We start from the raw sequence: 13,836 nt of genomic DNA, 5'->3' as shown, positions 1-13,836 counted from the left end.
GGACGCCGAGGCGACGCGTCATGCCTTCAGCTTCGTCCTCAACGGGCGGCGACCCCCCGTTGACGAACAGGTTCGGGAGAGAACGTGGCAACGAACACTGCCCTCAATCGACTGTCCATAGTGGACATAAACCCCGGTCGTGGTCCCGGGTACCTGTGCTTTCCCCCTGCCGGGGGAACGGTACTCGGCCTGCGCGGGCTCGCTCGCACGGCGGGATCGGCGGTGCGGGGCGTGGAATATCCCGGGCACGGCACACGTATCACCGAGCCACCCGCCGAATCGCTCGCCGTCCTCGCTGAGGAAATCGCCCTGCACTGCCTCGATCGCATCGGTGCCGAAGATTTTTCACGAACTGTGGTGATCGGCTTCAGTATGGGCGCTTTCGTCGCACTCGAAGTGGCCCAGCGCGTCCTCGGCCGAGGAGGACCGGGCCCCGCGGGGCTGGTCGTCGTGGGGGCGTGCGCGCCCCAGCGGCGAGTGCCGGGAAAATACGCGAAGGCGGACGCAGCCGAGGCGGGACGGCTGCTCGACCTGCATTGCCCGCCCTCGTCGGCGGGCTACCTCGACTGCCCCGAACTCCGGGAGTACGCGGTCGATCTGTTCCTCGGCGACCTGCGGTTGACCAGCGCCTACCCCGGCCCCGCGAACACGCCGTTGTCCTGCCCGATAGTCGCGATCCGGGGCGAGGACGACCTGGACTTCGCGGCCGGTGACGAGGAGATCCGGGCTTGGCGGGCCTGGACGACCGGGCGATTCACCGGCTGTGTCGTGCCGGGGGGCCACCTGGCGGTTCTCACCCCAGGCAAGGAAGCCGCCTTCTGGGACCGGGTCCGGCTCGGAACGGAGCCGTGCGATGCCTGACCCCGCGTTGTCCTCGGTGAGCGGTGTGGCGCGACGGCTCCCCCGCATGACTTGGTGCGACTTGTTCGAGTATCAGGCGAGGAAGGCCCCTGGCCGGGTCTGCCTGGTGGCCGACGAGGTCTCCTGGACGTTCCACGAACTCGGCCTCTGGGGCGAGCGGCTCGCCCAAGTGTTGCGGAACGCGGGCGCGTCGCCGGGGACGGTGGTGGCCTGCGCGATGACGCGGTCCGTCCGGGCCGTGCTGGGCGTGCTCGCGACGGCGAAGGCGGGAGCGGTGCACCTCGCGATCGACCCCGCCCTGCCCGCCGCACGCCTCGACGCGATCCTCGCCGACGCCCGCCCCTCCGTCGTGCTGACGGACGTCGCCCGTCTCGCGGAGCGGGCGGACGTGGTCCTGTCCACAGAGGACTGGCAGGCGGAGCTCGCCGGGTACACCGGACACCGGTCGCCCGGAGCCGTCGCCGGTCCGGCGTACCTCGTCTACACCTCCGGGTCGACGGGCTTGCCCAAAGGGGTCCTGGTGGGACACCGGAGCCTGGTCAACCTGTACGGCGAACTCGCCGACCGGTTCTTTCCCCCGGGCCGCGGCCCCCAGCGGGTGGCGCACGGTCTGCCGCTGATCTTCGACGCGTCGTGGAACCCGCTGTCGTGGCTGGCGGGCGGGCACGAACTGCATCTGGTCCCCGATTCCGTCCGCACCGATCCAGGCTCCTATGTGGACTTCGTGCGCGAACACCGGTTGTCCGTCGTGGAAGCGGTGCCCGCGCACATGTCGGCACTGCTGGAAGCCGGGTTGCTCGACGGACCGGCTCGTCCGCGGATGCTGCTGATGGGCGGAGAGGCCATCGGGCAAGACCTCTGGTCACAGCTGCGTGGCGCGGCGGGGGTCACCGCGGTGAACCTCTACGGCCCGACCGAGTGCACGGTGTTCACCACGTCCTGCGGTCTCGATGAACGCGCGACGCCGTCGATCGGGCGGCCCATCGGCAACACCACCGCCCAGGTCGTCGACGAGGACCTGCGGCCGGTGCCGATCGGGGAACCCGGCGAACTCCTGATCAGCGGCTCCTGCCTCGCACTGGGCTACCTCGGGCGGCCGGAGGTGACCGCGGACCGGTTCGTCACCGCGGGAGAACGCCGGTACCGGACCGGCGACCGGTGCCGTCTCGCGGCCGACGGTCACCTCGAATGGCTGGGCAGGCTGGACGATCAGGTCAAGATCCGGGGCCATCGGGTCGAGCCGGGTGAAGTGGAGCAGGCATTGCTCGCCTCTCCCGGGGTCCGGCAGGCCGCGGTCCGGGTCGAAGGCGCCGAGCCGCGGCTGGTCGCCTACGTCGTGCTCGACACGGGAACCGTCGCGCGGCTGCGGGAACGGCTGCGGGCGGTGCTGCCGGCGTATCTGCTGCCCTCCGCCGTGATCCCGCTCGACGCCATGCCCCTCGGGCCGACCGGGAAGATCGACCGGGCCGCCCTCGCCCCGCCCGTCCCGGTACGGCGGACAGTCCTGCTGACCTCCCCACAGAGGCTCATCGCCGCCGCGTTCCGGGTCCAGCTGGAGATTCCGGCGGTCGACGCGGACAGCGACTTCTTCGACCTCGGTGGGCACAGTCTCTCCGCCGCGGCGCTCGCCGCGCGGCTTCGGGCACTGGGCGTGCCGTGTTCGCTGCGGGACGTGCTGGTGCGCCGCACGGTGGCCCGGCTCGCCGAACTCGTTCCCACCACAGAGAAAGGAGTGACGCCGTGATGGACGACTACGACGTGATCGTCGTGGGTGGCGGACCGGGTGGTTCCACCGCCGCCGGCCTCACCGCCGCCGAAGGTCACCGGGTGCTGCTGCTGGACAAGGACCACTTCCCGCGCTACCGGATCGGGGAATCCCTGCTGCCCGCCACGATCCACGGGATCTGCGCGATGCTCGGGGTCCGCGACGAGATCGACCGGGCCGGATTCGTCCGCAAACGGGGCGGCACCTTCAAATGGGGCACCGGTGCCGAACCGTGGACGTTCTCCTTCGCCGCGTCCGACCGCATGGCCGGGCCCACGTCGTACGCCTACCAGGTCGAGCGCACCCGGTTCGACGCGCTGCTGCTCGACGGCGCCCGCCGGCTCGGCGCCGAGATCCGGCAAGGACATCGAGCACTCGGCACCATCCAGGTGGGCGAGCGGATCGGCGGCGTCCGCTACCTCGACGACGCCGGGCACGAACGGCAGGCGACGGCCAGGTTCGTGGTCGACGCCTCGGGGCACGGCAGCAGGCTCCACCACGACGTCGGCGGCACCCGCGAGTACTCGCCGCATTTCCGGAACCTGGCGCTGTTCGGGTACTTCGAGGGCGGCCGCCGGATGCCCGCGCCCGACACCGGGAACATCCTGTGCGTCTCTTTCCCCGACGGCTGGTTCTGGTACATCCCGCTGTCGGACACCTTGACCAGCGTCGGAGCCGTCGTCAGGCACGAATCGGCGGACCGGGTCCAGGGCGATCCGGACGTGGCCTACTCGGCGCTGATCGAGGATTGCCCGCTCATCGAGGAGTACCTCCGCGACGCGCACCGCGCGACCGAGCCACCCTACGACCGCCTCCGTGTGCGGAAGGACTACTCCTACGACCGGACCGTCCTGTGGTGCCCGGGCATGGCGCTCGTCGGAGACGCCGCCTGCTTCATCGACCCGGTGTTCTCCTCGGGTGTGCACCTGGCCACCTACAGCGCGTTGCTGGCCGCCCGGTCGATCAACAGCACCCTCGCGGGTTTCTCGGACGAGAAGCGATGCTTCGCCGAGTTCGAAGCCCGCTACCGCCGGGAATTCGGCCTGTTCCGGGATTTCCTCATCACCTTCTACCAACTGGACTCCGACGAGGACGACTACTTCCGGCAGGCGCGGCGGCTGACCGGCCAGCACGGGGCCGCCGAAGCGGCTTTCGCCGGCCTCGTCGGCGGAGTGTCCTCACAGGACTTCTCCCGCGCGATGTTCGGCGACGTGCTCGCCGAAGGTGTGCAACTGCAGTTACGCGGCCTGCTCGGCGAAGCCGCGGGCGATGAGCCGCCGATGTTCCCCGGCGGGCTCGTCCCCACCGCGGACGGCAGGCGGTGGCGGGTGCCCGATGCCTGATCTGGCCGTTCTGCTCGCCGCCCTCGCCGCCCTGCTGGCACTGGCCCGCTGCTTCGGCTGGGCGTTCACCCGGGCCGGGCAGCCCGCCGTCCTCGGGGAGATCACCTGCGGGCTCGCCGTCGGCCTCGCCCTGCAGGCCGGACCGGGCCTCCCCGGCGGCGTCGGCACGACGCTGGACGCGCTCGCCCAACTCGGCCTGGTCCTGTTCCTGTTCGGGGTCGGCGCCCGCCTCGCGCCGTCGATGACCGCGGCACGGATCGCGGCGGCGTTCGTGCCCGCGCTGGGCGCGACCGTCGTCCCGATCGTCCTCGGCGCACTGCTGGCGTTTTGGCTGGCCACCCGCCACGCTCCGGCCGGGGCCGCCCCGTTCGTCCTGTTCGCCGCCGCGGCCATGGCGGTGACCGCCTTTCCCGTGCTGGCGCGGATTCTGGCCGAACGGCGGATGCTGGACGACGACCGCGGCCGCTGCGCGCTCACCGCCGCGGCGCTCACCGACGCCACCGCATGGGCGGCGCTCGCCGTCGTCGCGTCCGTCCACAGTGGAGTACAGGCCTGGACGCTCCTCGCGGCGTTCCCGTTCCTGCTGGGCCTGCTCGTCCTAGCCCGGCCGTGGTTCGGCCGGACGATGGACCGCCTGTCCGGGCCGACCGCGGTCGCGACCATGGTCGTCCTCGCCTGCTCCGGAGCCGCGATGACCGACGCCATCGGCCTGCACGCCGCGATCGGCGCCTTCCTCGTCGGCGTCGCCGCCGGGCGGCCGGCGTCCCGGCACGATCCCGTCGCGCTGATCACACCCCTCGCGTCCCTGCTGGTCCCGCTGTACTTCGTCCTCATCGGACGGAAGGTCGACCTCGGCGAGCTCGACGGCGCCCTGGTGACCGAAACCCTCGCGATCATCGCGGTGGCCGTCGTCGCGAAAGGCGGCGGCGCCTACCTCGGCGCCCGCCTCGCCGGACAGCCTCCCCCACCGGCGGCGGTGTTCGCGACCCTGATGAACACCCGTGGTGTCACCGAACTCGTCTTCCTCGGCATCGGGCTCGGCCTCGGCGTCATCGACAGCGCCTTCTACACCGCGATGGTCGCCATGGCCCTCGTGACGACGGCCATGACCGGCCCGCTCCTCAACCACTTCGAACGGAACAAGGTGACCCGAGATGCCTGACCACCCAGCGGAACCCTGGCGGATCAAGATGGTCGAACCGATCCGCACCACCACCCGCGAACACCGAGAGGAAGCCTTACGGGCGGCCGGATGGAATCCCTGCCTGCTCCGCTCCGACGACGTCTACATCGACCTGTTCACCGACTCCGGCACCAGCGCGATGTCCGACCGGCAATGGTCGGCGCTCATGCGCGGCGACGAAGCCTACGCCGGTGCACGCAGCTTCTACCTCTTCGAAGAGGCCGTCCGCGGCCATTACGGCTACGAACACGTCATCCCCGTCCACCAAGGCCGCGGCGGCGAGAACATCCTTTCCCGTTGTCTCATCCGCCCGGGCAGCCATGTCCCCGGCAACATGTACTTCCCCAGCACCCGCGCTCACCAGGAACTCAACGGCGCCACCTTCCACGACGTCATCATCGACGAAGCACACGACGCCGTCGACGAACACCCGTTCAAAGGCAACGTCGACCTCGCGAAGCTGCAGGCCGTCATCGCCGAACACGGCGATGCCATCCCCTACGTCTCGCTCGCCGCCACCGTGAACATGGCGGGCGGCCAGCCGATCAGCGTCGCCAACCTCACCGCCGCCTGCGACCTCGCCCACGCCCACGGAATCCCCGTCTTCCTCGACACCGCACGCGCCGTCGAGAACGCCTGGTTCGTCAAACAACGCGAACCGGGCTGGGCGCACCACTCGATCGCGGACATCCTCCTCGCGCTGTGCGCTCCCACCGACGGCGCCGTCATGTCGGCCAAAAAGGACTGTCTCGCCAACATCGGCGGCTGGATCGCCCTTCGCGATCCCGATCTCGCCGAACAGGCGCGTGGGCTCGCCCTGCTTTTCGAAGGCCTCCACACCTACGGCGGCATGGCGGGCCGCGACATGGAAGCCATCGCCCAAGGCATCACAGAATCCGTCGACGAACACCACATCCGCGCCCGCGTCGCCCAGATCGAATACCTCGGCCACCGGCTCGACACGGCGGGCGTCCCGATCGTCCATCCCGTCGGCGGGCATTGCGTCTGCGTCGACGCCACCGCCGTCCTCGCCCACCTCCCCCGCACCGAACTCCCCGGCCAGACCCTCGCCGCCGCCGTCTACCTCGAAGGCGGGGTCCGCGGCGTCGAACGGGGAACCGTCTCAGCCGGACGCGATCCGGCCACCGGCGAAAACCGCTATCCGCCCCTGGAATTCCTCCGGCTCGCCATCCCCCGCCGCGTCTACACGCAAAGCCACATCGACCACGTCGCCGACACGCTCGTCCGCGTCCACAAGAACCGCCACGACATCACCCACGGCCTCACCTTCACCCATGAACCGCCCCACCTCCGCTTCTTCCAAGCCCGCTTCGCCCCCACCATCGGTACCGGCATCTACGTCAGGTGAACCGGCGCCGTACGCGAACTGTGGAAGGCCGGCGTGGTGCTGACCCGCGGTCAGCTCAGTGTCCGCGGGCGATCCATTCGGCCAGGTGCGGCGCTTCGGTGCCGATGGTGGTGGGGTCGCCGTGTCCGGTGTGGACGGTCGTGTCCTCGGGCAACGCGAAAAGCCGTTCCCTGATCGAGGAAATGATCGTCGGGAAGTCGGAGAACGAGCGCCCTGTCGCGCCGGGGCCGCCCGCGAAGAGCGTGTCCCCGGAGAAGAGCGCCTTCGCCTCGGGCAGGTACAGGCATACCGAGCCCGGTGAATGCCCTGGCGTATGGATGATCTCGAGTTCCGTGCCGGCGACGGCGATCCGCTCACCGTCCTCCGTATGCCGGAAGCGGCGGCCGGGATGGGTCATCTCCCACAGCTCCCGGTCCCCCGGATGCAGGACGACCGGGGCGTCCAGGTGTTCGCTCAGTTGCGGGGCGACGGTGACGTGGTCGTTGTGCCCGTGGGTGCAGACGACGGCGACCACGGTACGGCCGCCCACGGCCTCGGTGATGGTCTTCTCGTCGTGCGCGGCGTCCACGATCACGACCTCGTCGTCGTCCCCGACGAGCCAGACGTTGTTGTCGACGTCCCAGGACCCGCCGTCGAGTTCGAAGACCCCGGCGGTGACGACCCGTTCGATCCTCAATTTCCCGCTCACAGGATCACCACCGAACGCAGCACCTCGCCGGCGTGCATGGCGTCGAAGGCCTTCTCGACACCGTCGAGCGGGATACGCTCGGTCACGAACCGCTCCAGTGGCAGCCTGCCCTGCAGGTAGAGGTCGATCAGCATCGGGAAGTCCCGCTCCGGCAGGCAATCGCCGTACCAGGACGATTTCAGCGCGCCACCGCGCGAGAAGAAATCGATCAACGGCAGCTCCAGGCGCATGTCCGGCGTCGGAACGCCGACCAGGACCACCGTGCCCGCCAGGTCACGGGCGTAGAAGGCCGCTTTCCACGTCTCCGGACGGCCGACCGCGTCGATGACGACGTCGGCGCCGAAACCGCCGGTCAGTTCCTGGATCGCGGCGACCGTGTCGGTTTCCGAGGCGTTCACGGCGTGGGTCGCGCCGAGTTCGCGGGCCCACACGAGCTTCCGCTCGTCGCGGTCGACCGCGATGATCGTGCCCGCGCCCGCCAGCCGGGCCCCTGCGATGGCGGCGTCGCCGACTCCCCCGCAGCCGATGACCGCGACCGTATCCCCGCGGCCGACGGCGCCGGTGTTGACCGCCGCGCCGAGACCGGCCATCACGCCGCAGCCGAGCAGGCCCGCGACGGCCGGGTCCGCGGCGGGATCGACCTTGGTGCACTGTCCGGCGTGGACGAGCGTCTTGTCCGCGAACGCGCCGATGCCCAGCGCCGGGGTCAGCTCGGTGCCGTCGGTCAGCGTCATCTTCCGTGTCGCGTTGAAGGTGTCGAAGCAGTACTGCGGACGCCCGCGCTTGCAAGCCCGGCACCGCCCGCACACCGCACGCCAGTTGAGGACGACGAAATCCCCCGGCCGCACCGAATCCACGCCGTCGCCGACACTTTCCACGGTGCCCGCGGCCTCGTGACCGAGCAAGAACGGAAACTCGTCGTTGATGCCGCCGTCGCGGTAGGTCAGGTCTGTGTGGCAGACCCCGCAGGCCGCGATCGACACGACGACCTCGCCGGGGCCCGGGTCCGGGATCACGATGTCCGTCAGCTCCACCGGGGCGTTCCGGGACCGGGCGATCACTCCGCGCACCTGCTGTGGCATTCCCTGTTTCCTCCACCGTCGACGACACAGGCATGCGCACCGGCGCATGCTTCACGTGAGGCTAGGCCGGGAGGCCGCGGTGGCGACCTGGTCATCGGTCCAGTGGATCCTGTCCTTTCGACCAGGCAAGCCGGCGGCTAGGCTCGCCGGATGCCCGAACCCGCAGGCCTGACCGCGTTGCGCGAAGTCATCGAGGGCCCACTGCGCGAAATCGCCGACCGGTTCTCCCGCTTCCTCGCCGACGGCTGGCCGCATCAGGCTCTCGTCATCTTCACCCGGGAGTGCACCGGACGGCCACGCAAGGTCACCGGCACCCGGGACATCACCGACAAGGTCACCATCGCCGAACTCGAAGCGCTCAAGGCGGACGTGCCACCCGGACGGCAGGTGACCACGACGGCCACGCTCGGCGGCGCCGTCCGGACGGTCTGGGCCGTGCAGGACCCGATCGGCACCCTGCTCGTGCTCGTCCCCCGGTCGAGCCGGGCCCGGTTCCCGCAACCCGCTCCCCTGGCCGAAGTCTTCGGCATCGTCGCGACCTCGATCCGCCAGCAGGTCACCCAGGCCAGCCCCGACTACCTCGCCGAATCCCGCGCCGCCTCCAGCGAACGCGCCAGGACGATCGCCGAAATGGCCGCGGCGCACGAAACCGCGCTCGTCACGGTCCTCACCACCCTGCGGTCTTCCCGGCTGGACGACCACCGTGCCCGGCTCGCCGCGACCGACACCGCCTCGGCCGCACTGGTGGCGCTCCGGTCGGCCCAGAAAACCGATCTCGCTCAGTCCGAAGAACCCATGCACACCGCGTTCGCCAGGCTGCGGCGGGAAATCCGGCAGATGCTGCGCCACCACGACGCACAACTGGACTTCGCCGCCCCGCCGAAGAACGGGCGGCCGATACCCGGCGAGATCGCCCACGCCGCCCGCGCGATGACCCGCACGGCGGTACTGACCTTCACCAGCCAACCCGAGCTGACCCGGCTCCGGGTCGCCTGGTCGAACGACAGCACCGCACTGCACCTCGACGTCCGCGATCAGGGATCGGGCAGCCTCGACAGCGCCGGCCTGCGCCTGCAACTCGACGGACGCGCGAAAACCCTCGGCGCCACCGTCGAAATCGACGCCCTCCCCGGCTGGGGGAGCCACGTCGCCATCAGCGTTCCCTTCGACCCCGCGGGCGGCAGGCCCGACGAGACGCTGCCGTCGACTCTCAACCGCCGCGAACTCGAAGTGCTGCGGCTGGTCGCGCAAGGGCAGCGCAACAAGACCATCGCCGTCGCACTCGGGATCACCGAACGCACGGTCAAGTTCCACGTCACCGGCCTGCTGAAAAAGCTCGGCGTCACCTCACGCGGTGAAGCGGCGGCCCTGGCTTCGAGCGCCGGAATCACCGGCCTCTGAGGCATGAGCGGCCGGGTCGAGGTCGTCGGCCACCCACGGCATCGTCTCGAGTCGTCCGCAGCGACGAGGCGAACCCACTCGGCGGTGCGGACGTCCTGGTGCCGCACCCCGTGCGACGAGTCGATTCCGCTGAACTCGGCCGGCTCGGCGGCACGCGCCTTCCCGAAAGCTGGCCGGCTTCGGGATCACCCCATCGCCGGTACCCGCTGCGACACGCTGCCGGCGTGCACCGGCGCGATGAACACACTGCGAGGCGGCGCCGGCCTCTCGTCATCGGACAGGTCGAGGGCTTCCAAGCCGTCCTGCCACCGCACCCAGTCCTGGACGCACAAACCCAGCCAGAACTCCACCTCGTCGCAGTTCCGGCGGCGACAAAGGTTTCTCCCGCTATCGATCGTCATAGACTCTAGGAACCCTCCTCCCCCCATTCGTCTCCCTACAGTACTGCGACGCCCTGGCCATACGTTTCACGACATACCCGGGAAAGATGCCGCCGGTACCGGTTCACGAAGAACCTGATCCTCGCGGCAGTCTTTCCCGTTCATGCCGTCTGGGTACGGATCACGCGGCGAGCGCAAGGCGGTCATCCGCGATGCCACACATTGGTACCGTCGTCACTCGCTCAACCCGGACAGCAACCGGCAGCGATGAAAGGAGCCCGTGGCGGTGAACGGCGACGTCGACTCGGTGTGGGAGCGGATCACGGCCTGGCTGCGCGTCCATACACCGGTCACCGCGGCCACGCTCCGGCCCCCGGCATCCGCCGACGACGTCCGCGCCGTGCAGGACGCGGTGGGGCGGCCGTTCCCGGACGATCTGCTGGCGTGGTGGCGACTGATGGACGGTGTCGACGACGCCGACTACCGCACCGCCTTCACCGTCCCCGGCGTGTACATGCCGCTGACGGTTGCGCGCGTACGGGAGGAATGGGCCGGCCTCAGCGCCTACCCGGACCAAGACTGCTGCTCCCCCGACGGACACCACCAGCGCGCCGCCGGTGACCCCGTCCTCGGGTTCTGCACCGCCCTGCTCCCCGTCTGCCGCGCCGTCGACGGCGCCGTCCTCGCCGTCGACCTGCGCCCCGGGACCGACCACGGCTGCGTGATGGACTGGATGGCCCAAGCCGGCGCCCACCGTCCCACCTGGGCAGGCATCAGCGCCATGCTCACCGACACCGCCGTCCGTCTCGAGCGGTACACCACCGCACCGGGAACCCGAACGCAGTCAGGGCAGGTGACGATCCGCGACGACGGAGTACTGACCTGGGACTAGGCGGAATCCGGTTCTCGTGGCGGCTTGGACGTGCTCAAGGCTGCTCGGTTTCCGTCCGGAACGAATCGATCTCCACCCGTTCGCGTACCCTCGGGCCCTGCTCCGGGTGATTGTGCTCAGGCCCTGCGATGCGATTCGGTACCGTGCTCGTTCGCCACCCGGCGGTTTCGGCACCGCTGTGGATCGGAGGATCGATCGCCTGTGCCTTCAGCCGTGCGAGGCCGCGGCAGGCGCGTTCACTCACCCGGCCAAGTGCTACCGGGCCGGGGGCCGTGCAGTGCGGCGCATCGCTGGATCAAGGCGCGGGCTTCCGGATGCCGCCCGAATGTCTGAAGGCGCTTCCTCAACTCCCCCAACGCGATTGTGACGCGGCCCGAACGCAGGCCTGGATACACATCGAGAAAACGATGCACCACGGTGCAGGCCCGGCTGAGCAGCCCGAGGTCCAGTTGCCGTTCGGCGAGCTCGGCCAGGGTCAGTGCCAATGAGCGGCATTCACCGGAAGGATAGTGGCGCAGCGCTCGATGGAGCGCTGTGACCGCTCCGGCGTTGTCGCCGTTGAACACGTGGATCGACGCGGCGTGGTAGTTCAGCTCGCCCCGGTTGTACGAGCCGAAGACCGGTCTCGGCCCGGTCGCCCGGCTGAGGATCTCGCGAGCACGCTGGTGAGCGGCGAGCGCGGCTTGACTGCGTCCGAGAACGGCGTAGCTCAGCGACACCTGCGCGTGCAGAAAGGCGCTGGTGTACGGCTCGACATGACGGTCCCCCACCGTGAGCGCCGCCAGAGCCAAGCCCAGTGCGGCGGTTCCGTGCCCGAGGTGGCTCGCCTGCAGACTGAGCGCCCGGAGCACGATCGCGTACCGGACCGGGTCCGAGGTCAGGACCGCCAGATCGAGCGCGATCCGGTAGTACCGCTGCCCCAGCCCGTGCTCGTTGCTGTCGAAACAGGCGAACCCCATCAGCAACGTCAGGTCGAGAACAGAACCCAGAAGCGCGCGATGATCGGCGTCGCTGTTCTCGCCTGCCAGCTGAGGGAGGATGTCGTCGGCGAGGTAGGCGGTCAGGGCGGTCCTCGCGTGACCACTGCCGAACTTGTGGTTGGCCGCGGCGAACACCCGCACCATGTGCTGCGCCATCCCGGCCGTGCCGGATGTCCGCCACGTCGGCCCTTGACGACAGTAGATCTCCAAGGCTCGTTCCGGCCACGCCGGTATCGTCGGCACATCGAGCCGGTATACGGAGCGCGCGAGCCTGCCACGACCCACGACGCTCAGATCGGTACGGACGAGATCGGTCAGCACGGTCAGCGCGCTGGCCGAGCTGACGACCTTTTCCTCGGCCATGATCACATCGAAACCGAGTTCGGCGATGGTGACCGCCCGGCCCAGCCTGCGCGTCAGCACCTCGGCGATCAGCATCGGCACCTGGGCCCGCGGACGGCTTCCCGAGAGCCAGTGCGCCACGGCGGTGCGGTCGTAGCGCAGCCGCAAGCCGCACTCGGCGCCCGCGACGTTCACAGTGCGAGCCAGGTTGTCGTAGCTCCACTCGGCGGTGGTCAGAAGTGCGCGAAGCCGGTCATTGCGGGCGCGGCGCGGCATGTTTCACCTCACGGGTCCGGGTGGAGCACTGCCGGCGTTCGACGTCTTCATCGACCAGAGTGCTCAGACCGGCTGCGTCTCCACAAGACCCCGACGGTGTACTGGGAGTCCCGGACGCTCAGGCAGCGCGCGTCCGGCGCTGGAAGACTTCAATAACGCGCCGCCCTTTCATGCCAGGCGAGTATGCCGGACAAGTAGTCTTGGGCACCCTCGCCCCAGGCAGCGAGACTGGCGCGTTCCGCGTCGTTCAGGTTCAGCCGCGCGGAAGCTTCTGGAAGCTCCACCTTCAGCGTGTATTCGAATTGGCGCAAGCGCGCACCGACGAGGTCGTTGGCGATACGCACAGCCTGCCGTAAGGGGACGCCCAGAAAATTCTTGACGACCAGCACCAGGTTGGTCACACATCCTTCGTGGTCGATTTCCCGCTCGTACGAAAAGACATCGTTGATCAAGGACATGTAGTCCATGAAGGCATCGAGCAGGACCTGGATTTCCCGGATTTCCCTGATCTTCTCGGGGATCATCACGCCGGTGGAAATGTCCACGTAGAGCGCCGCCGTGTACGCGCCGAACGTTTCCCTTCTCAGCTGCACATACTCGACGAGATCGAGTACCCGTCCCGTCGAAAGGTGGACTGTTTCCTGGATCGCACTGTCACAGAACCGGGTTATCCCGTCCTTCCACGCTCGGCGCCAGCGGGTCGGCCGCGAGCGGATGAGCCTGGGCCACAGGTCCGCCAGCCCTTCCTCGACGGCGTTTTCCGGCGACGGCATGGGTTCATCCGATGTCATGGGCATGAAGGCCGGCAGGCGTACGAGGTGTTCTCGTACGCCGTCGATGTCCATCGAGAGCTTGTACCGATGCTGGAAATGATCGTCGAAGGCGAAATACCAGATCATGGCGTCGTGGATCAACGCCGCTTCGGCAGGCGGCGCGGCAGGCCAGCAATAGGCCGTGAGCTCCGGAGCGGCGATCGCGTGAAACGTCGGCAAGCTGTCCCAGATCGCCCAGCTGTCCGGATACCCTCCGCCGCTGAGCATGCCGGTGGCCCGGGCCCAGGATTCGGACCGCCGATGCAGCATGTCCAAATGCGGATTCACCCGCGCCTGGAACGGCATGGGGAACTCGGGCAGCTCGAAGACATCTTGATCTTCCTGGTCCAGGCTCACAAGTCTCCACGCTCCTCGGCCGTCGCAGAGTCCGGCGGCCCTGGTCTCCCGGATCGAAGAACGACTCGCGGTGACCATGGAGCAACTCGTCGTCCTCCTCCGCGA

At 69.2% G+C, this 13,836-nt stretch carries 12 protein-coding genes; 7 read left to right on the top strand and 5 right to left on the bottom strand.

All coding sequences use genetic code 11. The features are described 5' to 3' along the window. The first annotated feature begins 84 nt into the window (after positions 1–84). Genes CVV72_RS01280 through CVV72_RS01260 form a run of 5 tightly spaced genes read left to right on the top strand, consistent with a single transcriptional unit; the run spans position 85 to position 6,521 of the window. Complete coding sequence (locus tag CVV72_RS01280; protein WP_255632443.1) at positions 85–861, top strand: thioesterase II family protein; 777 nt, start codon at positions 85–87, stop codon at positions 859–861. Then, positions 854–2,605, top strand: coding sequence for an amino acid adenylation domain-containing protein (locus CVV72_RS01275; RefSeq protein WP_219150595.1), 1,752 nt, complete (start codon positions 854–856; stop codon positions 2,603–2,605). Before CVV72_RS01280 ends, CVV72_RS01275 begins: the two co-directional genes overlap by 8 nt. Beyond that, a complete protein-coding gene (locus CVV72_RS01270) occupies positions 2,605–3,969 on the top strand; it encodes a tryptophan 7-halogenase (RefSeq protein WP_219150593.1) in 1,365 nt (454 codons plus the stop codon). The genes CVV72_RS01275 and CVV72_RS01270 overlap by 1 nt, the downstream gene beginning before the upstream one ends. Next, positions 3,962–5,131, top strand: coding sequence for a cation:proton antiporter (locus CVV72_RS01265; protein ID WP_219150591.1), 1,170 nt, complete (start codon positions 3,962–3,964; stop codon positions 5,129–5,131). Before CVV72_RS01270 ends, CVV72_RS01265 begins: the two co-directional genes overlap by 8 nt. Further along, positions 5,124–6,521, top strand: a complete 1,398-nt coding sequence (locus CVV72_RS01260; protein ID WP_219150589.1) for a tryptophanase — start codon at positions 5,124–5,126, stop codon at positions 6,519–6,521. Before CVV72_RS01265 ends, CVV72_RS01260 begins: the two co-directional genes overlap by 8 nt. Before the next feature lie 55 nt (positions 6,522–6,576). Here the strand turns inward: CVV72_RS01260 and CVV72_RS01255 are convergent, their stop codons facing one another. Together CVV72_RS01255 and CVV72_RS01250 are read right to left on the bottom strand one after the other, a co-directional pair. Then, on the bottom strand, positions 6,577–7,209 hold the full coding sequence (locus CVV72_RS01255) for an MBL fold metallo-hydrolase (RefSeq protein WP_219150587.1): 633 nt from the start codon (positions 7,207–7,209) through the stop codon (positions 6,577–6,579). Next, positions 7,206–8,291 (bottom strand): S-(hydroxymethyl)mycothiol dehydrogenase, encoded by a 1,086-nt coding sequence (locus tag CVV72_RS01250; protein ID WP_219150585.1) that lies wholly within the window; start codon positions 8,289–8,291, stop codon positions 7,206–7,208. Before CVV72_RS01250 ends, CVV72_RS01255 begins: the two co-directional genes overlap by 4 nt. A gap of 150 nt (positions 8,292–8,441) precedes the next feature. On the opposite strand from CVV72_RS01250, the gene CVV72_RS01245 reads away from it, so the two are divergent. Then, entirely contained in the window at positions 8,442–9,692 is a 1,251-nt protein-coding gene (locus CVV72_RS01245) for a LuxR C-terminal-related transcriptional regulator (RefSeq protein ID WP_219150583.1), read from the top strand. A 185-nt stretch (positions 9,693–9,877) separates the two neighbouring features. Here the strand turns inward: CVV72_RS01245 and CVV72_RS01240 are convergent, their stop codons facing one another. Next, positions 9,878–10,093 (bottom strand): hypothetical protein, encoded by a 216-nt coding sequence (locus tag CVV72_RS01240; protein WP_219150581.1) that lies wholly within the window; start codon positions 10,091–10,093, stop codon positions 9,878–9,880. 265 nt (positions 10,094–10,358) lie between these two features. On the opposite strand from CVV72_RS01240, the gene CVV72_RS01235 reads away from it, so the two are divergent. Then, on the top strand, positions 10,359–10,964 hold the full coding sequence (locus CVV72_RS01235) for an SMI1/KNR4 family protein (protein ID WP_219150579.1): 606 nt from the start codon (positions 10,359–10,361) through the stop codon (positions 10,962–10,964). A gap of 236 nt (positions 10,965–11,200) precedes the next feature. Here the strand turns inward: CVV72_RS01235 and CVV72_RS01230 are convergent, their stop codons facing one another. Then, positions 11,201–12,562: a hypothetical protein gene (locus tag CVV72_RS01230; RefSeq protein WP_219150577.1), complete on the bottom strand. Its 1,362-nt coding sequence runs from the start codon at positions 12,560–12,562 to the stop codon at positions 11,201–11,203. Between the two features lie 149 nt (positions 12,563–12,711). Beyond that, complete coding sequence (locus tag CVV72_RS01225; RefSeq protein WP_219150575.1) at positions 12,712–13,731, bottom strand: hypothetical protein; 1,020 nt, start codon at positions 13,729–13,731, stop codon at positions 12,712–12,714. Positions 13,732–13,836 lie beyond the last annotated feature (105 nt).

Origin of the sequence: Amycolatopsis sp. TNS106, assembly GCF_019330265.1 — a bacterium.
Lineage (GTDB): Bacteria > Actinomycetota > Actinomycetes > Mycobacteriales > Pseudonocardiaceae > Amycolatopsis > Amycolatopsis lurida.
This window is presented reverse-complemented; position numbering and strand designations above follow the sequence as displayed.